This window comes from Roseiflexus castenholzii DSM 13941 (genome assembly GCF_000017805.1).
In the GTDB taxonomy this organism is placed as follows: Bacteria; Chloroflexota; Chloroflexia; order Chloroflexales; family Roseiflexaceae; genus Roseiflexus; species Roseiflexus castenholzii.
Map to the genome: position 1 here is coordinate 2,069,893 of NC_009767.1, position 21,897 is coordinate 2,091,789.

Annotated in this window: 12 protein-coding genes; all 12 read right to left on the bottom strand. The window is 62.1% G+C overall.

All coding sequences use genetic code 11. The features are described from left to right. Positions 1-16 precede the first annotated feature (16 nt). On the bottom strand, positions 17-1,177 hold the full coding sequence (locus tag RCAS_RS08220; protein ID WP_012120126.1) for an RNA-binding domain-containing protein: 1,161 nt from the start codon (positions 1,175-1,177) through the stop codon (positions 17-19). Further along, the gene (locus RCAS_RS08225) at positions 1,177-3,906 is read right to left on the bottom strand and encodes a TrlF family AAA-like ATPase (RefSeq protein WP_012120127.1); all 2,730 of its coding nucleotides are present in this window, start codon (positions 3,904-3,906) and stop codon (positions 1,177-1,179) included. The genes RCAS_RS08220 and RCAS_RS08225 overlap by 1 nt, the downstream gene beginning before the upstream one ends. Before the next feature lie 64 nt (positions 3,907-3,970). Next, complete coding sequence (locus RCAS_RS26190; RefSeq protein WP_012120128.1) at positions 3,971-7,810, bottom strand: DUF559 domain-containing protein; 3,840 nt, start codon at positions 7,808-7,810, stop codon at positions 3,971-3,973. Further along, positions 7,807-11,196 carry a helicase-related protein gene (locus RCAS_RS08235; protein WP_012120129.1) on the bottom strand — a complete coding sequence of 1,130 codons (3,390 nt, stop codon included), beginning with the start codon at positions 11,194-11,196 and terminating at the stop codon, positions 7,807-7,809. Before RCAS_RS08235 ends, RCAS_RS26190 begins: the two co-directional genes overlap by 4 nt. A gap of 404 nt (positions 11,197-11,600) precedes the next feature. Beyond that, positions 11,601-12,305: a nucleotidyl transferase AbiEii/AbiGii toxin family protein gene (locus RCAS_RS08240; protein ID WP_012120130.1), complete on the bottom strand. Its 705-nt coding sequence runs from the start codon at positions 12,303-12,305 to the stop codon at positions 11,601-11,603. Next, on the bottom strand, positions 12,302-12,943 hold the full coding sequence (locus RCAS_RS23270) for a type IV toxin-antitoxin system AbiEi family antitoxin domain-containing protein (protein ID WP_012120131.1): 642 nt from the start codon (positions 12,941-12,943) through the stop codon (positions 12,302-12,304). The genes RCAS_RS08240 and RCAS_RS23270 overlap by 4 nt, the downstream gene beginning before the upstream one ends. Further along, a complete protein-coding gene (locus RCAS_RS23275) occupies positions 12,930-13,550 on the bottom strand; it encodes a hypothetical protein (protein WP_012120132.1) in 621 nt (206 codons plus the stop codon). The genes RCAS_RS23270 and RCAS_RS23275 overlap by 14 nt, the downstream gene beginning before the upstream one ends. Positions 13,551-14,837: 1,287 nt before the next feature. Continuing rightward, on the bottom strand, positions 14,838-15,647 hold the full coding sequence (locus RCAS_RS08255) for an eIF2B alpha/beta/delta subunit family protein (protein WP_041330432.1): 810 nt from the start codon (positions 15,645-15,647) through the stop codon (positions 14,838-14,840). 123 nt (positions 15,648-15,770) lie between these two features. Then, on the bottom strand, positions 15,771-16,130 hold the full coding sequence (locus tag RCAS_RS08260; RefSeq protein ID WP_012120135.1) for a hypothetical protein: 360 nt from the start codon (positions 16,128-16,130) through the stop codon (positions 15,771-15,773). Continuing rightward, positions 16,108-16,698 (bottom strand): NUDIX hydrolase, encoded by a 591-nt coding sequence (locus tag RCAS_RS08265; protein WP_012120136.1) that lies wholly within the window; start codon positions 16,696-16,698, stop codon positions 16,108-16,110. Before RCAS_RS08265 ends, RCAS_RS08260 begins: the two co-directional genes overlap by 23 nt. Before the next feature lie 3 nt (positions 16,699-16,701). Continuing rightward, positions 16,702-18,759: a serine carboxypeptidase gene (locus tag RCAS_RS08270; RefSeq protein ID WP_012120137.1), complete on the bottom strand. Its 2,058-nt coding sequence runs from the start codon at positions 18,757-18,759 to the stop codon at positions 16,702-16,704. A gap of 792 nt (positions 18,760-19,551) precedes the next feature. Next, a complete protein-coding gene (locus RCAS_RS08285) occupies positions 19,552-21,819 on the bottom strand; it encodes a hypothetical protein (RefSeq protein WP_012120138.1) in 2,268 nt (755 codons plus the stop codon). Between the last annotated feature and the right edge of the window lie 78 nt (positions 21,820-21,897).

Here is a 21,897-nt window from a genome sequence, read left to right on the forward strand (position 1 = left end):
ATCCATGTTCTATTCTTCACCCCGGACGAGTGATGATCACGACAAATTCATTGGCGACAACTTTTAGTTCGAGGGTTGTGTGAGCGTGCTGTTCAAGGAGTTCTTTGGCACGTAAAACGCCGCTGCCCAAACTCGTGACCAGGCCGGCCCGGCTGAACATCGTATAAATGGTGGGATTGCGAAGCACATGCGCCGCCCCCAACAAAATAGCTTCGATGGTGACCGTATTCGGCAACGCGCCCGGCGTGCGGATTTCGATCCGCCGGTCAAAAATCAGCAGACGGATGGGCGACGCAACGGTGTAATCGCGGTGGACCAGGGCATTGACCAACAACTCGCGCAGGGCTTCTTCGGGAATTTCAGTCCGTTGCTCGGGCGCAAAGCCGTGAATGATGTGCGGGCTGGGCAGATGAATCTGCAAAAAACGCGCCGTGTCTTCCAACATATCAAACAGGGTACCGCCGATTTGCTTGGCATCCGATGGCGCGGTGGCAAGCGAGTCGCCGGGGATACGCGCCGCGTTGACCTGTGCGTAGGGGAAGAAACTTTGCGGCTCGCGGCCAAAGCAAAGCAGACCTGCCAGGGTCGGATGCCAGACGCCTGCCTGTTCCCTGACCAGGCGCATGTTTCGCAGCAGATTCTCTACCTCTTGCTCAGACTGCAAAAGCCTTTGATAGGATTGTTCAAAAAACACCGTGAAGCGCCGATAGTCCAGATCCGAAAGGCTTGCGCGTAACACCAGCGTTTCGTCATAGTACAGGCTTTCGACCGACTGGAAGAGGCGCAACAGTTCTTGTCTGGAAGCGCGCCGGCGCCCGGAGGTGGTGCGAATGAAATAGTCTCCCCGCTGCGTGCGATAGGGACGCTGGTCGCCCTTGGGGATGTTCACAACAACCGCGAGGCCCTGTTCTGTGGGAATCGTTTCCTGAATCACGGTGACGGGAGGCTCGCAATTATGGTAAGCAATCTGGTCAATGCGTTGCATCACACGGTCCGCATCATCCACGCCGATGATAACCCGGTCCTTGCTGACGCCGAAAATCAGTTGACCGCCATCAGTGTTGGCAAAAGCGACCAGCGCGGCGGCGATATCATCGGAGTGCGCATCCTGCTCTTTGAACTCGGTATGCAAATCCTCCCAACGTTGGATACGTTGATAGAGTTCTAAAACGTCCATTAGCCGCTTCCTCCCTGAATGTTCAGGCCGTACTTTTCGGCGCGGCGACGGAAAGCTTCCTCACCGCCTTCCATGACCCGTCGCACAACATCCTGCACCGTTTTTCGGTCAATGGCACCCTGAATAGCTACCGCAGCGTGTTCTTCCTGGGCTTCCAGCGCGACCACCAGCTCAGCGTGCCCCAATACCGGGATATTGGGATTGTGGGTCGCCGCAATGATCTGGCGTTTTCCTTTTTGCTCGCGCAACAAAGGCACGACATCGTCGAAAATGAAACGGTTATCCAGGTCATCTTCCGGCTGGTCAATCAGCAGGAGGCGGTCGTGTTGGGTAAGCAGGATGAGCAACATGGCGGTTGCTCGCTGTCCGGCTGAGAGTTTCTCCAGCGGAAGCCAGAGATCATTCACTTTGAGTTGGACCTCCACCTCATCTTCCGGCGCCAGCACTTCCAGCTCGTAAATCCTTTGCGGATTCTGTTCGAGAAAGCGAAGCATTTGCTGGGCGCGCGCGGAAGTCAAGTCGGCGTTCTGGCATAAGGCCTTTTCACCCTGTCGAACCCATTCGGCCAACGCTATGCCATCGGTACCCTTCTCAGCCAACCGACGCAGGCTCTCTTTATCCAGGCCAGAGCCACTGAAGAAGGCACTTAGCCTTTCAGCGAACTCTTGGCGCTGACCACGATATTCTACCACCACGCTCACGCGATCTTTCAACGCCTGCGAAATGACTTGAGCCTGCTGCTGGCGTAACTGAAATACCTGTCGGCGTTGTTCGCGCAAGTCGGCCAGTTTCTCGCGCCGTTCCTCTTGCAGGTTGGCTGTGGTGGTCTCTATTTTCCTCAGCGTTTCCCATTGAGGGCGCAGGGCTTCCTGCTCTTGCGTCAGGCGGATAAGGACATCGGGGTCCAGAGATTGGGTCCCCAGTTCTCGTTTAAGGCGTTGGATCTCCTCATCGAGTGGCCGACGTTCCTGCTCCCAACGTGCCAGCAGGCGGTCGAATTCGGCCCGTGCCTGCTGAAAGCTCGCTTCGCCCTGTTGCAAGTAGCCATCGAACGCATCTTGCAAGCCACGTAGCACCTCGGCGGCCTGTTGAAGCAACGCTGCCTGAACGCTATCGGCCTGTTTCAACCCTGCTAGCGCGTTTGTCCAATGTTCAGCCAGGCGTTGCTGGACCTCTTGCCAGTCGGCCTGCGCCTGAGAGAGCTGCTCGTGGGCACGCTTGAGGCGCTCTTCATCGCGCGCCAACGCTGTGGCCTGTTGCAGTTTTTGCGTAATGCCATATTGTTGATAAAGGGCTATCTGATGCTCAATTTCTTGCAAGCGCTTTTCCAGGTCTTTTCGTTGCGCCAGGCGTTCCTGATGCTCCAGGATAGTGCGCGCATTGCGCTGCAGCTCTTCCGTGATCCTTTTAACCTGTCCCAATTGCATCTCCGCCGTGCGACCGATGATTTCATCCAGGAGACGGCGGCGCAGACGGGCGGATTGGGTGACCTCGTATATCTCTCGCTGCCCGAAAAAGAGGGGCGCCTCACGTTCACCCAAAACTTCGAGCGGGGAAAGGGATACGGATCGTTCGCCTTCAAAAACACGGGGCTGCTCGTCCCAGACGCGCTCAATGCGATAATGCCGCTCGATGCCGGGACGCACAACCTGGTAGAAGGCCAGGACAACCTTGCCGCCGCTGCCCAGCGCGTGTTTCACCAACCCTTCGCGATACGCCGTAGGGGCGTATGCCGGAAGATCAAGCGCGTAGCGAATTACCTCAAGCAACGCCGACTTGCCAACCCCACGCCCGCCGATCAAGACATTCATCTCTGGGCTGAAATCCAAGCTCAGCCCGCCGAGAAAGCCATTTCCCTCGATTTCAAGGTGGACAAAGTGAGTATACTCTGCTTTCGGCGGTTCGCCCACCCGCACTAACAGGGCATGATCGTGCAATGCCAGACGAATGGCCCGCAGGTCATCGAGTACGCTCAGCTTGACATAGGTGGCGCGCGGCGCACCCTCCGAAAGGGTTTTTGTCCCAATCTCGGCGATGCTGTGATTGTCGCTGCTGCGCACGCAGGCGATGCGGCCAAGCAGCGTTGGATGAACTTTACCGGTGTCCTGCAGGCGCTGACGATCTCTCTCCTCAAACTGTTCGATCGCGTCGGGTTCCACGCGGACAAGAAGGTCGGCGGCCTCGCCTGGTTGATAGGTCTTCCACAAACCATTCTCATCATTGGGATGGGCAAAGACCAATAGACAGCCCGTTTCCCGGCGCAAGCGGATCAGACAATCTGCCAAATTTTCTCTCGGCTTTAGATCGCGATGGCTACCGTTCTCCCTGACCAACTCTTCCTGGACATCCCCGTCTAACAACTTATCAATCCTGCGATTGATTTCCTGAAGGTCGCTATCGTAAGGGAAGATCGCCAGGACATGCAGCCCATACTTGCCGGCCACGCTCCCACCAAAAGAAAGCTCCACGCCTGGATAGACGTAAATCCCCGCCTTTTTTGCTTCCTGCTGAATCGGGATAAACCACTTGGTTCGGATCTGCTGGTAGTCGGTGATGGCGGCGATTGCGATGCCTTGAGCCTGGAGCTGCTGCACATACTGCGCCACGACCTCATCGCGCTGAGCGGCGCTCAGTCCTGGCGGAAAGGTGAACCCATGCGCGCCGGGCGAATGGAGATGCAAATCGCAACGTATCCAACGCGCCCCGTGATAAAGGCTCTTTTCTGTCATCGCGTGCTCCTTTCCTCATCAATATCCCTGTTCATCTGTCCAATCCGCGTTTATCCGTGTACTCTCACAACAACCTCGCCTGTCTGACCTCCTCGCGCAGGCGTTCGCGGCCGGTGAGCAGGCCATCGAGCAGTTTCTTCTCTCTGCTCTCGATAGGCAAACTCTCGGAGACGGCCTGCGCCACGCGGTAGAAGGCTTCGCTCTGGCCGAATCCGCTCTCGGACAGGCGCTGCACCAGCGCCGACCGGTCGCTTTTTTCCCACAGGCGCAGGGCGTGATGCAGCACGTCAATCAATTCGCGCCCGGCGGCCAGGTGCTCCATCTCGCGCTGATGCGGTCCCAGCAGGCGCACGAATTCCTGCTCTTTTTTGACGAACGAGCCGCGCCGCGACCACTCCTCGCTCAGGTCCAGGCCGCAGGATTGCGCCAGTTTGCGGGCCTCATCAAAGGGCACGCGCGCCTCGCCATAGTTCCAGCGCCACAGCACATACAGCCGTGTGCACTCGCTGACCTCGGCGGCGAAGCCGTTGTGCAAAATCTGGTGCACGGCGTAATCGGTGGCCAGGGTGCGCACCTCGTCCAACAGGCGCTCGGCGCGGATGAGGTTGCCTTCCATGTCCATCACCTGCTCGTATTGGCCAAAGACCTCAATGCCCGAGCCGATGGCGGCGATGAAGAAATCGGCCCCGCCGATGCCCTCCTCCCACAGGCGCTGCAGTTTGGCATTCAGGTGCGTTTCCAGTTCGCGGCGCACCTGGGGGTAGAAGCCCACGCCGCGCCGTTCGGCCTTGCGCGCCACGATATAGATGGACGAAGCCAGCGCAGCCGAGTCACTGGCACGCAGGCGGGATTGCATCTCGGTATTCAGCGGCCAGGCGGCGCCGACCACCAGGCCGCTATCCAGCAGGGCGTTGATGACCGTTTCCCAGCCGGCGGTGGACTTGTGGGCATAGACGATGACCGCCACACCCCCCGGCTTGAGCACGCGCTGGATTTCGCGGAAGGCCAGGGCAAGTTGCTCCTCGAAGAAGCGCATGCCCGCTTCCAGCCCGCCTTCGCCGTGCGAGTAAGCCACGATTTCGCCCGCTTTGGGCGTGAGCGGCGTGGAGAACAGGTCGGGGTAGAGAGGGCCGACGGTGCGCTTGAGCCAGACGTAGAAGAAATCCGAAAGATAGGAATAGGGCACGTTGTCGTAGTAGGGCGGGTCGGTCAGCACGGCGTCGAAAAAGCCGTCGGGATAGGGCAGGCGCGTAGCGGAGGCGTGGGTGACAGACGATTGACAATTGACGATTGACGATTGCGGATTAGGGATTTGACCCAGGTGGTCAATAATGCGAATGACCCAATCCATCATATTTGGCCAGCCCACATCAGTAAATGGATTGACTTCAACGTAATCCCATACCATGGGCAGTGCCTGTCTTCCAAAGACATGCTCTATTTTCTCTCCAACGACATTGTATACAACAAGGTTGGCATTTTTATCTGCCAAGCGATTAAATACGATGGATAAATACGTCGCCACGGCCCTGGCAAAATCATCCGGGTAGCCGCGCGCCAGCATTTCGGCGTGGGCGCGGCGGACGGCATCGGCGAAGGTCAGCAGGGCCAGCGCCTGGCGCGGGTTGAACAGGTTGCCCCAGGTTTTAATGCCATACCCTTGCACGCGAAAGCCCAGCGTCCCTTGTGGTGGCAATGGCTCATCCGGCACCGGCTCCACGCCCCAGGCGGCGCGCAGTTGTTCGCGTTTTTCCTGCAGGGCGGCTTCGGCAGCGCGGTAGGCGGCCAGGTCGGCGGCGGTGGGCAGGCGGTAGGATTTGCCCCTCACCCCCCTGCCCCCCTCTCCCATAAAGGGAGAGGGGGTGAGCCTCCCCTCCCCCTTCATGGGGGAGGGGCCGGGGGTGGGGGTGAGACTTCCCTTCCCCTCGATGGGGGAGGGGCCGGGGGTGGGGGTGAGACTTCCCTTCCCCTCGATGGGGGAGGGGCCGGGGGTGGGGGTGAGACTCCCCTCCCCCTCAATGGGGGAGGGGCCGGGGGTGGGGGTGAGACTCCCCTTCCCCTCAATGGGGGAGGGGACGGGGGTGGGGGTATACACCACCGCCACCATGCGTTGCCCGGCTTTGCCTTGCTGAAAGAGGCGGCGGGTGGTTTTGGCGTCTATGGTCGCGCCGCAGGCCGGGCAGGTGACCACGGCGCCTTTGACCGTGCCTTTGGTCGGATCGAAATCTTCCACCGGCCAGGGCTGATAGCCCTCGTTGCGGCGAATCTGCGCGCCACGGGCGACGATTTCAAAGTCAATCGGCCGGCCGGGGCCGCGCGTCACCGGCCGGAGGGCGATTTCTTTTTTGCCTTTCTTGGCCAGCCAGAACTGGCGCATGAGCGGGATCTCCACGCCGCAGGCCGGATTCTGGCAGGGCAGGGTGCGCGCCCAGATGTAGCCGACGGGGGTTTGGCACTCACCCCTCACCCCCCTGCCCCCCTCTCCCACAAGGGGAGAGGGGGGAATCTGCCCCCCTCCTCCTTTATGGGGAAGGGGCTGGGCATAACGCCCCCCTCCCCCTTCATGGGGAAGAGGCTGGGTATAACGCCCCCCTCCCCCATGAAGGGGGAGGGGCCGGGGGTGGGGGTAAGCATGCAACGCTCGGTGTACCTCTTCCAGCGCCGCAGGGAGATTTTGTTCGACCAGGCTGGCAGGTAGCCGCAGGAAACGCAATCCAAGCGATTCGAGCAGCCGCTGACGCTCTGCATCGGCAGTTTTCTGGCTTTCGTGAATTGGGCCGTCCACTTCTACAATCAGGCGGTGGGAAGGGGCGAAGAAATCCACCACGAAGGGGCCTATCGGCTGTTGACGGCGAAACTTGACGCCGTCCAATTGCTTCCCGCGCAGCGCCTGCCAGAGAATGGCTTCACTGGGAGTCGGGTTTTTGCGGAATTCGCGGGCCACTTCCACCATCTTGCGCCGCAGACTTTCGGGAACGTCCCAGCGCACTGTCTCCTCTCCCTCGATGGGGGCAAGCCTCCCCTCCCCCTCAATGGGGGAGGGGCTGGGGGTGGGGGCAAGCCTCCCCTCCCCCTCGATGAGGGAGGGTCCGGGGGTTGGGGCAAGCCTCCCCTCCCCCTCGATGAGGGAGGGTCCGGGGGCAAGCCTCCCCTCCCCCTCGATGGGGGAGGGGCCGGGGGTGGGGGTGTAAAACGCCGCCAGTTCCTTGCGGGCTTGTTTCAGCACCCAGTTGCCCCAATACTTCACTGCCGTCAGCAGCGGGTTGAAATCAGCGGGTGGAGCATCGGCCGGAGCGGGTTCGTTCCAGCCGAAAGCCATTTGCCCGGCGGGGGCTTTCTGCCGGGATGATTTCTTGCGCCACAAGTGCTCCGGCATACCGGCGAAGGGGCGGCCGTACTGTTGCGGGTATTCCAGGGTGGCCTTGAGGATGAGCACCGCCACCGGGTTGTAGTCGTTGGCGTATGCCTCGCAACCCAGGCGCAGGGCTTCCAACGGGTACGAACCGCCGCCGGAGAACGGGTCCAGCACGCGCGGCGGAGGGTATTTGCCGCTTTCGATGTCCGCGGCGGTCACCGGCACGCCCAGTTCGGCGCTCAGACGTTCGGCGTGGGCGGCGTAGATGGCGTGGCGGGCGCGCTCCAGCAGGTGCGGGTTGAGCGAATTCTCCCACTTGCTCAACTCGACGAGAAAGTTACGCTGCTTTTGCCAGTCCAGGATGTCTTCTGGCGACGGCACCAGGGCGGCGTAGGCAGTGGCGCGGCTGGCCGCCAGCGGTCGGCGCGCCCACCAGATGTGCAGCGTGCTGATGTGCCCGTGGCGGATGTTCTTTTCTTTGGCGGAATGTTGGCTGACTTCTTTGACGGGAAAGGTTTCTTCGATGAAACGACGGTCGGGATGGGTCATAAGTCTTCTCTTTCGGCTATGGATTGAATGGCTTCGGCAGGCAGGAGATAGCGGACTTCATGCTGTTCTTCGGGCGCAAGGCGGGTGGCAGGGTTGCGGACGATGTACAGGTCGGGCTGCGCCGTGGCGGCGTTCATGACCACGTACAGGAAATAATCCTCGCCCAGGCGATGAGCGGTGAACCATTCGTTCTGGGTCAGCGCCACGCGCCCGATCCCGGCGCGGGCCTTGACCTCGATGTAGCGCCGCGTCCCGCCTGGCAGCTCCAGCGAAAGGACATCATAGCCCAGGTTCTCAGCGGCCACGTCCTGCGGCTGACGGCCATGCTCACGCTCATAGCGCAGAACGAGGTCCATCCCGGCCTGCTCGATGGCTGAGTCGCTGTGCATCTCGTCCGTTCCTCCCCCTGCCGGTGCAATCAGCGGCAGCACCCGCACGGCGGAGAGAAAACGCGGCGTCTCCAGCGTCAACTGGCGCTCGCGCTCGAGCGTTTCCTGCAGGTCTTTGAGCGCCTGCAAGTAAGCATTTTTCTGCTGTTCCTTGTTGAACATGACCAGTGAAACATCCTCGCCTGCCTGGGCGCGCTCCTGCAAATGGACCAGGTCGTTATCCAGGTCGAGAATCAGGTAGCGCAGCGATTCCACTCCGTATTTGCGCTTGATGTGCGCCTCACGCTCGCGCTCGGCAGCCAGTTCCTGGCGATAGGACTCCAGGTGGGTCAACAACCAGCCCTGAGCCTGCCGTTTGAGGGCTTCCAGGTCAAGGCTCTCCGCTGCGGCGGGGGTCTCGGCGGGCGCCAGGTCCCACAGGATGGCGGGGTCCATTGGCTGCGGCCGGCCATTTCCATGGGGGATGAAAAGCGAAAACAGACGTTTTCCGGCTACCTGTCCCAACCCGTCATTGATCTGCCCTTCGTAAAAGAGCAGGACGCCGTCCAGCCGACCATCGGGGTCGAGGAAGGTTGCGCCCTGCACCAGGATCTCAACCAGGCTTTGTTCGGCCCATTCCAACACGGCCTCGAAGAGGGGATGTCCAAACGAAACGAACTCGGCCTGTGATTCCTTCATGGCGAGTTCTTTGTCAAAAGTCACCAGCGGATAACGCTTTTGCAAATTTCCGAAGCGCTTCTTGAAGGAATCTTGCTCGGCCAGGGTGCGCAGCGGTACGGGGATCTTCTCCAGGGTGAAAAAGCCACGGCGGCGCACCTCGGCGCGCGGGCGCATCTCGCCACCCAGGTGCTCCCAGGCTTTCTGGAAGAACGCCTGGGTATATTCGGGGATCAGACGGCGCTCGCGAGCGCGGACGTTCATCTCCTGAATGCGGGTGTAGTCAATGTAGCGTGTGGCCAGGCTTTCACCCAACTTGTCGCGCACCTGGCGCAGATAAGTCTCGTCCACCTGGATTTCGATTTCGCGCAGGATGTCCTCCAGCGTGCGGGCGTTGGCGGCGGCGTCGGCCAGAAGTCGGGCCAGGTCGCGGCCGGGGAACAGTTCGTCAATCACATCGAAGACGCGGTCACTGCCCAGGGCGGAGCGAATCTCATCCAGTTTCTCGAACAAGCGATGCAGAACGCGGCCTTCGCGCGTATCGGCGGCCACGAGGTTGAAGATGGTCACCTCGCGCGTCTGACCGTAGCGGTGGATGCGTCCCATGCGCTGTTCCAGGCGGTTGGGGTTCCAGGGGATGTCGTAGTTAATCATGAGGTGGCAGAATTGCAGGTTGATGCCTTCGCCTGCGGCTTCGGTCGCCACCATCACCTGGGCTTCGTTCTTGAAGGTTTTCTCGGCTTCGATGCGGGCATCCAGTGGCATCCCGCCGTGAATGGTGCATACGCGGTAGCCCCAATCGCGCATACGCCGTTCGAGGTAATCAAGCGTATCGCGCGATTCGGTGAAAATCAGGATTTTGGCGCCGGGGTCTTGTTCCTGCAGGGTGCGCAGGGCCTGGCGGAAATGGCGTAACTTGACCTCGTTTTCTTGCTCGATGATGGCACGCGCCTGCTGCAGGAGTTGTTCCAGGGTCTGAAGTTCGGCTTCCAGTTCAGCGCGGTTCTCGGCGCCGCTCAAGGTTTCCCAAATTGCCTCCTGTTCCCAGCGTTCCTCTTCGCTCAAGTCTTCCACGTCATCCAGCGAAAAGGCGGATGCTGGGGTACTAAGTCTGCCTTCCTTGAAGGCGTTGGCCTGTTGACGCATCTCTTCGAGCCGCCTCTTACGCCGTTCGAGGGAACGATAAAGAGCATAAGTGCTGGAGGCCAGCCGCCGCTGCAAGATAACCATGGCAAAGGCTACATTACGGCGCCGGTCGCTGGCCAGGGCTTTGTTGTATTGTTCATTGACATAGCGCGAGAGCGCGTTGTAGAGTTCTTTTTCGGCGGGCGATTCTACGCCCAGGTCAAAGGTCAATGTTTTGACCTGGCGCGGCAGGAAAAGCGGCTTGCCCTCAAAGTCTTTCAAGTCCTCTTTCAGGCGGCGGATGAAAAGCGGATTGTCCCCGGCGCGGATGGATTCATCGAGCATGTCCACGGTCGCAAAGGCGCCGGGCTGAAGCAAGTCCAGGAACAGGCGAAAATTCTCCGGGTCACCGCGGTGGGGAGTGGCAGTCAGGAAAAGCAATTGTGTGCTGTTCCGTGAGAGCAACTCACCCAGGCGGTAGCGTTTGGTCTTCTCCATTTTGTCGCCGTATTTATAGGCGGCCATCTTGTGAGCCTCATCCACGATGGTCAGGTCCCAGTGCGCCCCGGCCAGGGCTTGCATCACATCCTCCTGGCGGGCAAAGTCGAGCGAGGTGATTACCTGGAACTCGCTCTCCCAGGCGTTCTCGCCAAAGCGGTTGCGCATGGTCTGGCGGTCCATCAGCACAAAACGCTCGTCGAAGCGTTCTTTCAACTCACGCTGCCATTGGTCTCTCAGGTGGCCGGGAGCGACAATCAAGATGCGCCGTACCAGCCCGCGCAATTTCATTTCCTTGATGACCAGCCCGGCCATGATGGTCTTCCCGGCACCTGGGTCATCGGCAATCAGAAAGCGCACACGCGGCTGATGCAGGACATACCCGTAAACCGCTTCGATTTGATGGGGCAGCGGGTCCACTTTGGAGATGTTCATTGCCAGCAGAGGGTCATAGAGCGAGGCGTAGCGATAACGGCGGGCTTCCAATCCCAAAAAAACCTGGCGCGGCGATGCATGAAACTGTCCATCCAGCCGAAGGGGGCGCAACTGCGCCACCTCCTGGAGGGGTAAAACCTGGTCAATATGGGTCCGGGCATTCATCAACACCCCTACCAGGCGCACATAGTCATCGCCGAATGGCTCTACCAGGTCCACCTTGAGCGGTTCCGGCCAACGTGAGGCCTGGACAATGTCGCCGGGCCGAATAAGCATGTCCATACGCTATACCTCGCTCAATTCTCCTTGATAGACCAACTCCCACCCATAATAGACCGGCAGGTGCAACTTCATCCGCCGATAGTCGGCGATGCCGTAGGGAATCCGTTTGACCTGGTGCATAATTTCCTCCTCAACGAGCAGCTCACGTTTCACGCCTCACGTTTCACACCTCACGTTTCACGCCTCACGTTTCACGCCTCCCTTGTATATTGCACCTGCTTCCAATGCAACGTGCAAAAGTGTGGTTTTGGTTCTGGCTTGTCATCATCCCACTCATACACAACGGCCGCGTTGGAGGCCACGTTCTCCAGAAACGACCGCCGCAGCGCCTCGTCCGGTATTCTGTCGGCGCGCTCCCGCAAACCCCGATAGGCCCTCTCCAGCAACGCTCCGGCCTCGGGGCGTTACTGGGCCCGCAGCACGCGGTAGCAGGTGAGGTACACGCCGAACGGGTCGAGCGTGCCGTCCAGCGAGCCGCGCTCCAGGTCGCGCAGGATTTCGTCCACGTGGGACTGCGCCCAGGCGGGATCGCTGAGATACCACAGCAGGTCATACAGGTCACGCCCCTTGAGAAAGGGCCGCTGCAGGATGGCATGGATCTTGCCCGCCAGCAGCGAGGCCCGGTCGTGGTGCTGCAAGCGCAGGGGAATGTGTCGGCGAATGAGGGTGGTCTCCAGTCCGGCGCCGGTCGGCGGGGCCGTGTCCACCTCGATCTTGACCGCCAGGACCTCGCCCCGCTGCGGCGACAGTCCCAGTTCGTAAAGCAGGCCGGGGAAGCGCACAAAGGCGCTATGCACCGTTTTGCGATCGTTGACTTTGAACTCGACGGCATAGCCTTCGACGGCCAATGCGCTCTGCACGGACCGCAAATAGGCGCGCAAATCGTAGTGCTCTCGCTCCTGCTCCAGGGCAAAATCCAGGTCTTCGGAATAGCGGGCGCTGGCGTAGAGAAAACGCAGGGCGGTGCCGCCGTGAAAGGCCAGCGGAATCATCGCGCCCGCGCGCTGCAGCGCTCCCAGGATGCACGCCTGGAGATACTCACGGGCGCGGTTGCGCCCTTCCGACAAGGTAGGCGCCGCGCGCACCAGTTCGGCCAGATAGTCTTTCACAGCCTTTCGTACTCCTCCACGTCAGCGCGCGCCAGCTCGTCCAGCACGGCAGCCGCCCGCTTCAGCTTGGGACGGTCCAATGTCTCCGCCCAGCGCCACACCTCGGCGAGGTCCAGGCTTTCCAGGTTCTGCAGGCGCAGCTCGCGCAGATAGGCGGCCGAGTCGGCGCCGGGGTAAAGGTAGATCAGGTCGAGCAGAGCTTTGGCGGGTGTGGCTACAAAGGCCCGCTGCCCGCCGCCGAGGTCCAGCAACCGATAGCCGCGCAGCAAAGCCGGCTGCAGGTGATGAAAAGCAAAGACGCCCAGCGGCGTCTCCCACTGCCCCGGCCGCGCGGCAGTCACACTGACGGTCACCGGCACGTGCTCCGGGATCAGCCCGTAATGCGCCAGCGCCGACTGGCAACTGACATACGAGCCGCGCACCATGCGGTTGGCCACGAGGAACGGATGCGGCTTGACCTTCTGGTAGGGCGGGGCCAGGGCGTAGAGTCCGCGGCGCACCTGGTACAGAGAGCCTGCTTTGACCCAGCGCGAGAGCTGCCGGCGCACATCGGCCGGGTCCGTCGGCCCGGCCAGCAGCAGTCCGGTCTCAAAGACCGGTTCATCGCCCACGATCCGCAACAGCTCATCGAATTTCATACCGATAAAATACCATAGATGGCAAATTATTGCAATGTAGCCAGGTCATCATCGGGGCATTGCACCGCCGTGTACGCCGCCGGTGATGCAGGTCAACTGCTTGCAGTTGACCTGCATCACGATGGACAGTCGCCCCGTCGCCGATGGCCAGGCCCGACGCCTGGTCAATCTGGATGTTGTACTTGCCCTGCTGCACCGTGTTCCGGTCGCCGGTGACAATCACGCTGCCCGTCACGTCCCCGCCAATCGCCACGGCGTGCTCGCCGCCGGCGATGACAGTCACGCCAGCGGCCTGGGCCTCGCCCCACAGGCGGGCGATCTCCTGTTGCAGGTCTCGATCCTCCTCCAGCGCGCGGGCGATCTCGGCCGCCAGTCCCTGCTGAATGGCGGGATTCTCCGGCAGGGCCGCAGCGGCTTCGGCGGCCTTGTGCATCCGCTCGTTGGGGGCCAGTTTACCCCACAGCGCCTTGGCCTGTTCCCACGCCTCGCCGCCAAACTTTTTCCCCGCTTCCTTGTCCGCTTCCTCACCCGCCTTGAGCAGGTAGGGGAGAAGGGGAAGCAGGAACGCTCCAATCTTTTGCGCCAGTTCTACCACGTTGGGATCCATCGTTGACCTCCGTCAAGGTGCCGGGCATGCAAGCCCCACCGGCCTGTTCAAAGCGATAATTCCCCATCCCGGTATAACATTGCACACCCGTGTCTGTACCATACGCAGTGGGTGCATTGGCGCATGCCATGGGATTGCTCAAGGGCGTGCGCCGTAGCTCAGGCGACCGTGATGGCGCCTCCCCAGCAGGCTGCCGCCCACCCGCCCAACGCTGGAACCCGCGTCCGCTCCTGCTGCGCACCCGCCACCGCCCAATGGCATGCGCGGTTCGATGGTTCGTGCGCGGCACGCCTGCCTGTCTCAGCAACAGCGTGTCCCTTCCCCGGTGCTCTGCCAGCCGCACCACTCCCATCCGAACCCGATGCCCCGCCTCCAGCGGACCTTTCCTCTGCCCCAGCGGACGGATGCGCTCCCCGCTCCGCTCCCGGCGAGGCCCGCCATCCGGCGGCGGCTCACGCACGATCCGCCTCACCGCCTCCATCGCTCCCGGATGCCCTTCCCCCGGCGCCTGCGCCGGCCCTGCCCACGCACGCCCCACCCATCGCAGCCGATGAACGTCGCACCCCTGGCGCTCGAACGCACGCCGCTGCGCGCTCCCCGTGACGATCGCCACGTCATCGGCGACCAGCCCGCGCGTCGTCCCATCGCCTTCACGCGCAGCCCCGGCTCCGCTCTCTCTGCCAACGGCAACGACGGCCCGCTCCCCAGAGCCACCGCCCCCATCCCGTCCCCCCACCCGCCCCCGACGCTTGCTGACGTGCCGGCGCCCCCGCTCTGCGAGCGCCGGCACGTCCCGCCACGCCGTCATCTGGCACAACCCGCTGCCGAACGGCCGCATCATCCACGCCACCGAGCGCACACTCCATCCAAGCGCCCACGCGATGGTCGCCACGTGCGGAAGCCGCAGGCGCGGATCGGCCCGCGCCACCCCCGCCGGATCGCGCCGGAATGTGCGCCCGCAGGCGGCGCATCGGGAGCAGTGCATTGCCACGCGCAGCGCTTGCGTGTTCCGGGTCGGTGGGTGGCTCGTGCCCCATTGCTGGCGGATCGTGGTCGCATAGGAAGGGCGGGCCGATGGGCGTCCCGCTGGCGCCGATTGGACTTCGGGGAGGGGCAGTGTGACAATGGCTATGGAGAGAGCCTTGTTTGCTGCTGAGGATATTCCTATCCTGCGAGGACTCTGTCCGGTTCTTATCCTCTCCCGCCAACCGCCTGGGTTGCAGACACCACGCGCGCTCAGCACGCGGACTGACGCTCTGACCGCTCCGCAATGCGCGGGATGCCCCATCACACCGGGAGATGCTGATAAGCGGCGATCCGCTCCGGGCGATACACGCCGCGGTCGGTGACGATGGCGCTGACGAGCGGCGCCGGGAGGCGCGCGCCTGGCGCCGCAGCGGTGGTTGGTCCGTCGGGCGCCAGCGCGTAAACCGGCATTCCCCTCCGGCGCGCGGCAGCGACGGCATCAATCGCTGAGGGATGCATCCCGACGATGGCGCCGTCCATCAAAGCGCATCCCCCGGCGACCACACAGACGGTCGCTTCGTGTGGACAGTCCGCATCAGCGATCTTCAGCGTCGTCCCCTCGCCAGCAGCGATGTGCAGCATCCAGCGCAGCGCCGCGCCATCGCCGAGGATCAGCAGGCAATCGTGCTCGTCGAGCAACGCCGCAGCGCGCCGTCCGCACCGTTCTGCCGCGCGGTCGAGGCGCGCAATGGCGTCGGTTGTGAAGGTCGCCAGTGCCTGTATCGCATCGTTGCCGGTCAACAGGGCGCTGTCGGCGATGGCGAGCGCCTGATCGAAGACCGCCGCGTGCTGTGGAGGGACGACGCTCCGCAACGTCTCAGCCGCCTGTATCACCGCGCCGCGCACGGCGTCCGACGGGTATCCGCGCCGCGCGTGGAGCGTGAGCAGCAGCGCATGCAGTCCTAACCCGACGATATCGGCATCGAACCCGCGCGTCAATCCGGCAATCGCAGTGATCGCATCGGGGATGCTGGCGATCACGCGCGTTTCACCATCTGGCGATCTCCAGATCGCGCGCTTGTGTGCATCGTCGTTGTGCAGGCGTTCGGTTGCGGAGCGCGGCAACGGCATAGAAGGCTGTGTCTTTGCGCCTTTGTGTTCTGGCGCTCGATCTCGGCTCATCAACCGCGTACAGCGGCATAGAAGGCTGTGTCTTTGCGCCTTTGTGTTGGCGTGTCAGACGGTTGTGCCGGATCAGGCATCTCGCGCTGCGCGCTGTTCGAGCCACAGGTAACCACCAGCCGCCGCGAGCGCCGCCGTAACGAATGCCAGGATCAATCCAATACGCATGTGCATCTCTGCGCTCTGCTCGGCGCGTAACCGCGCCGCGTGCAGGTCGGCAGTCGGCAATCCTTCGATGCCGTTGCGCAACGCCGCCGTCGCTGAACGGAGCAATTCCTGGTGTTCGATGAAGAGCAACGCACCGGAAATGCCACGCGCCACGATGAAGACGATCAGCCCGGCCGCAAGCGCGAACAGCAGACTCAGCGCCACACGGCGCAGCCATGCAAGCAGTGCAGTGACCTGTGGTTCAGTCCTTGTCTGCTGCGCCATGGGTCAAGACCTCATACACCACACGGTGGATGATGGCGCGAAAGCGACCCCAATCGCGCCAGTTTCCGCCGATCTCGTCATCGAACCGATCCGGCGCCGCTTCCAGCGTTGCGGCAAGCGCCGGCAACTCATGCGCGTCGATGTCGCGAAATGCGCCGATTCGCTCGTGTGGGTCGCGCGAACCGAGTTTGCCGCCACACTCATCGAGCAGAAAGGCAAAGGTTGCGAATGCATAGGGGGGATACTCGACCACTGCCAGAAAACGCCGGATCACGGTATGCAGTCCGGTTTCCTCTGCGACCTCCCGGTGTAACGCGGCCTCAATCGTCTCGCCATGCTCCACGCCACCGGTCAGCAACCGAAAACATCCGGCGGGATAGAACGTCTTGATCGCAGTGAGCAGCCGTCCGTTGCGTCGCTGGACCACCATGCACACCTCGCCGTAGCGATCGGATTGCGCGACCGGATCGAACGGATTGCCATCGATCATGGCGATGATACGCCGTGGCGCGCCATAGCGAGTCGCAAGCGCAGCGATTTCGGTTTCGATGATGGGCGCGAGCGGCATATCTTACCGTGTTGCTGCAACTGGCATCCCGAGTTGACGACGTCGCTCGTCCGCCAGGCGTCGTTTTTCTGCGATCATCTCGTCGGTGATATACTCATCGAACGAACGCAGACCGGCGAGTTGCAGCCCATGTTTCTTCATCAGGCGATACATCTCCTTGACCTTCTCAATGTCGATATTCCGCCCAAGGGTGTAATCGCCGTACATATGTTCCATCGTCAACAGCGCCGTCTCGGAGAGGCAGGCATATGCCGTGCCCGGCGGCAGTCCGATGTCGAAGCCAAAATCGGGTTCACCCGGCAGCAGGATTTCACCTGACTCGATCACCAGCACATCGGGGCGGCGGGCGGCATCTTCTTTTTTGACATCGGGCGGGCGGGCCACATCGCACACAACGGCGCCGGGCTTGAGCTTATCGACATTGATCACTCGACCGCTCAACGCTGACGTGGTGGTGACGATCAGATCGCACTCCGCCAGGTACGCATCGGCGCTGGTCGCCGCCGTCACCCGCGCGCCTGGCGTTTCCGCCTCGATCTGCTTCTTGAGCGCCAGCAGACGTTCGACACGCGGTGCAACCAGCACGACATCACCGATCGCCTGTGCCAGCAACCGGGCGCAGACCGAGCCGATTGAACCGGTTGCGCCGACGACCATTGCCTTGCCGCGCGTCAGGTCGGTCGCGCCCATCTTGATGACCGCCTGCTTGGCGGCTTCGAGCGTCGCCGCAACCGTCAGCGAGTTGCCCGATGTAATGCCGATGTCGCTCTTCTGTGCAACGGTAATGCCTGCATCACCGACCACCGACGTGAACGCGCCAAGCCCCATGATTTTCGCGCCCATCCGCTCCGCCATGCGAGCGCACTTGATCAGGCGGCGATAGGTGAACGCCGTGTCGCGGCGCATCAACTCGCGTGGCGTCGCCCCCAGGGTGAACAACAATCCTTCGATTTCCTCACCGGTCGCCTGTGAGCGAATGCCGCGGATTTTCGAGATGTACATGGGCGGGAAATGCGCCGCCACCCGTTCGACCAGGCGTTCTGGCAGGTAGCGCGTAAAACGGAAACGCGGGTGATTGGCGATATACTTCGGCGACAGCGGATGGATGACGAAGGCAAACCGTGGCTTCTCCGCCGTGTCGCTCAACGTCATCACCTCCGGTTCCCAATCCGCCTCATCGATGAAATTGATGATATCGCCCTCAGTTGGCGTCGGACCTGACTCAAGAATCGCCACGACAATCGCTTCGAGCACATCAGCGGCGACGAAGGGGCGGTGCGTCTTATCGGCGCTCTCCAGGCGCGGCGAGAGCGTAACGAGCGTGCGGACGCCACGCGCGCGCAGGTCCTCGATCTCTTCCGGCGACGGATCATCGGTGACAATGACTTTATTGTTCAGATCGCGCGGGGCGAAACGCCGGATGTAGGCAAAATCGCCGGCAATGACATCCGCCCAGGCGAAGTGTTTTTCGGCGCGCGCATCGTGCCCTTCGCTGCCCAGCGCCACCGGATGCAGCACGCGGTAGGGCAGGAGCGCTGCGATTGGCAGCGTTGTTGCGGCATACATGTCGAGCTGCGGGATGGACCGCGGCAGCGGTAGAAACGGCAGTCCGCTGTGAACGACCGGATCGGCAAAGCGCAACTCTGCGTCGTACTGCGCCAGTGCCTGCGCCAGCGCATAACGGTCGATGCCGCTCGTTACCAGGATGCGGCGATAGTTGAACATACCGCGCTGCGCCTGGTTCGCCTGCTGCACGCACCACCGGTCGAGGGTCTGCTTGATCAGGTTGCCGGCGACGACCGGTGTACGGCGTGCCTCGCGCGCAATCGTGAGTGCTTCGTGGTGCGGGTAGCGCGCTGCGCCGACGTGGAACACGGGAGTCAGACCTCCCAATCCGATAGCATCCACTTTGCCGTCGAAGTCGCGCACCAGCGAGGCTGCGAGCGCCGTATCGCCATTGGCGCCAATGCGCCGCACCTCGATCTGTTGCCCCAGGACGGTTGTCACGAACTGATAATCGCGTCGTGCGGAACCAAGACTGATGCTTACAATCCGTTTCATGCGCGTCCCCTTCGTCGCTCCTGATCATTCCGGCGTTCAGAAAAGTGGATGGGGTGCTGTCATTCAGTATACCACCACTTTAATGCCGGCGCTTTTTCTCGAACTCGTACACAGACGCCAGGGCGCAAAGGTTCTATGTTCGCGCACATCTCATACCAATGACCTGTGACCATCCGGCATGGTCACCCCGAGCAGCGCGAGGGGTCGTGCGCGACCCGCTCAGATTCCTCGCTGCGCTCGGAATGCCAAGTCGCTGCGCTCGGAATGCCAAGTCGCTGCGCTCGGAATGCCAAGTCGCTGCGCTCGGAATGCCAAGTCGCTGCGCTCGGAATGCCAAGTCGCTGCGCTCGGAATGCCAAGTCGCTGCGCTCGGAATGCCAAGTCGCTGCGCTCGGAATGACCAGCATGCGGCATCTTCAATCGTCATTGGTATCACTGTGCTCGCGTGTGCCAGGCGCCAGCGCGGGTGGGGTTGGCTGCCCCTGTCGAAGCCACCGCCGGGCACAGGCATGCGCACCGCGCGCATCCGCATGAATCCGCGGCAATCCGTTCATATCCGTGTGCATCCGTGTGCCCGACGCCAGCGCGGGTGGGGTTGGCTGTCCCTGTCGAAGCCACCGCCGGGCACAGGCATGCGCACCGCGCGCATCCGCATGAATCCGCGGCAATCCGTTCATATCCGTGTGCATCCGTGTGCCATCAGGAACAATTGGCAGCGATGAATCTTCCGTTACGTTCATATTCGTGTGCATCCGTGTGCCATCAGAGCCGGTTTCGAGTCTGGTGATCGCACTAGAACGGCTCCGGCGGGCGAATACGCCACAGGAGCGCCGCCAGCCACATACTGGCGGTCACCCAGACGACATACCCGCCCGCAGCCAGCGTGGTGATGCGCCCCGCCCATCCCTGTCGCCAAAGCATCGCTGCGCCGGCCGCTGCACCAACGGCGACCAGCCATGCAGAGAACATCAACCAGCGCGTCGAAAGAGTCGATCCGCTGAAGAAGGGCAATGCCGCAAATCCGCCGGCAACGATGATTGTTCCCAACGCCAGAACGACAGCAGTCACCCGGCGTCGGTCTGGCTGTGTCGCTGCACCGTTCATCAGCCAGGTGATGCCGGCCGGAATCAGAGCAAGCGGAAAGAAACCGTAGTGTTGCCGGAGTCCGGCATCCCACAGGGTGCGCCACAACACCTCGAATGGCGCCGGCGCGCGCCCTGCCAGCCCGGTCAGCCCGCCGGTCGTGGCGGTTGCCAGTTGTTGTGCAAACATGGTCGCATACGCGCTATAAAAGAAGAGAGTAGTGACGATTTGCGCCGTCACAAAGGCGGCGCCATAGAACGCGAGCGCCTGAAGCGCGCCGTGCCGCCGACGTAGCGCCAGGACAGCGAGCGTTGCAAGCCCAAAGCCTCCCAGCAGCGACATATTCATCCAGAAACCGAAATGCCCCAGGTACACCAGGATCTGAACCACGACCAGCGTTACAAACAGGATGGTTCGTCGTCTCTGGTGAAGAGGCAGATGATGCGCCGATAGAGCGTCTTCTGACCGTGCCGGCTTCCATGCCACGACCAGGATCGTCATCAGCAGCAGATGCGCGAACTGCGTGAAGATGTGGGTGCTGAAATTCCACCACGTCGTCAGATACCCGGCGGGCGCCAGCCCATAGAGCGCAGCCGCAACCAGCGGGGTCGAGAACGAACAGTCTGAGGCGCAGTATGCCGATCCGTTGCCGCGTCGCCGGTGCAATGCCGCCGCCAGCGTATAGACCAGGAGCGGACTGATGGCGTCGAGCAGCGCTGCGCCGAGGTGCAGCAATGCGCGCCGATCAATGTCGAGCAGGGTGAATGGTGCGAGGATAAGATAAAAAGCGGGCGGATAGGGAAAATCGACGCCGCGATTGCGCGACACAAGAAATACCCTGCCAGACGCGACATCGACGAAACGATTGGCATGGAAGCCAATGTCGCCTGGCATCGAATCGGGGTAGATTTTACCGCCGTAGCGTGTCGCAAAGACGACCACAACAATCAGCAGCAGCCAGCGCCAGTGTGATGCTGGAACCGCGATGCCCAGGCGCGCCGCTATGCTTGCGCACGCCGGACGAATTGCAGCCGCAGCCAGGGACGCCAGCGCCACGAGACCGGCGACTGCGCGTAGATGGATGTTTGCCCATCCGAGGTCGAGCGTGGGTCCACGCCAGTCGATCAACCACAATGCCACCGAGATTACCAATAACGCCAGACCGGTCAGTCGCAGTGCTTGCGGCGCGGCGCGCAGCAGCATCACGAGCGCCCATCCAATAGTCAGCGCGATCAACGCGGGCATGGCGCCAAAGGCAAAACGGGGCGGATCAAGCCATGCGCCGGTCGCGGCCAGCGCCAGGAGCGGCATCATAAGCGCCTGAGTCGTTTTCGGATCGAAGCCTGAACGCCGCAGCGCCACCCACAGCGCCAACCCCGCGCCGAACCAGCCGAGGATCGAACGCCACGGCGGCAGCGCCGGTCCCGCGCCTGCGAAGACGGTCACGGTCGTCAGCGGCGTGCCAACGGCGCGTCGGTCGCCGGTTGGCGTTACCGTTGCGCTGCGGATCTCGAACTGGTAATCGCCCGACCAATCGGCAGGGGGCGGGATCAACAGGTGATAGATTGCACCGGCTGGGCGCACCGGCAGGAGCGCCAGGCGTTGATCGAACGACCAGAGTTCCAGTTCGCGCGCGCCGCGGGTTGCCACTTCGTCATTCACCGCCAGCACGCGGATGGTCGCCGCCAGCGAACGCTGCCCGACACCCGGAAGCCGCACAACGGCGCGTTCGGTCGTCCAGCGAAACAAACCGACCGCCGCCTCTTCGGGCGGAAACATGCCGCGCACCAGCGGCAGGTCGCTGCCGATGCCGTCCTCACGTCCCACATCGATGGCGTAGTGCAGCGGCAGTTGCGCTGCCAGCGTCAGCAACAGCGCAAAGAGTACCAGCATGCGCCAGAGCGCGCCATCGCGCAGCGTTGTCAGCAGCAACGTCGCTTCCGCGCCGAAGGAAGCGCTGAGTGTTGGAATACGCATCGCCGCCGATTATCTCGATGATAGGAGCGTCTGTCAACTTGCGTTGCGACGCAGCACAGCATCTGCTATACTTCCATC

Excerpts from the sequence above, each read along its gene's own strand:
- RCAS_RS08225 (WP_012120127.1), bottom strand. The coding sequence starts at position 3,906 with ATGACAGAAAAGAGCCTTTATCACGGGGCGCGTTGGATACGTTGCGAT.
- RCAS_RS08265 (WP_012120136.1), bottom strand. The coding sequence starts at position 16,698 with ATGCCGCTCGCGCCCATCATCGAAACCGAAATCGCTGCGCTTGCGACT.
- RCAS_RS08270 (WP_012120137.1), bottom strand. The coding sequence starts at position 18,759 with ATGAAACGGATTGTAAGCATCAGTCTTGGTTCCGCACGACGCGATTAT.
- RCAS_RS08220 (WP_012120126.1), bottom strand. The coding sequence starts at position 1,177 with ATGGACGTTTTAGAACTCTATCAACGTATCCAACGTTGGGAGGATTTG.
- RCAS_RS08235 (WP_012120129.1), bottom strand. The coding sequence starts at position 11,196 with ATGGACATGCTTATTCGGCCCGGCGACATTGTCCAGGCCTCACGTTGG.
- RCAS_RS08260 (WP_012120135.1), bottom strand. The coding sequence starts at position 16,130 with ATGGCGCAGCAGACAAGGACTGAACCACAGGTCACTGCACTGCTTGCA.
- RCAS_RS23270 (WP_012120131.1), bottom strand. The coding sequence starts at position 12,943 with ATGAAATTCGATGAGCTGTTGCGGATCGTGGGCGATGAACCGGTCTTT.
- RCAS_RS08285 (WP_012120138.1), bottom strand. The coding sequence starts at position 21,819 with ATGCGTATTCCAACACTCAGCGCTTCCTTCGGCGCGGAAGCGACGTTG.
- RCAS_RS08255 (WP_041330432.1), bottom strand. The coding sequence starts at position 15,647 with ATGCCGTTGCCGCGCTCCGCAACCGAACGCCTGCACAACGACGATGCA.
- RCAS_RS23275 (WP_012120132.1), bottom strand. The coding sequence starts at position 13,550 with ATGGATCCCAACGTGGTAGAACTGGCGCAAAAGATTGGAGCGTTCCTG.
- RCAS_RS26190 (WP_012120128.1), bottom strand. The coding sequence starts at position 7,810 with ATGACCCATCCCGACCGTCGTTTCATCGAAGAAACCTTTCCCGTCAAA.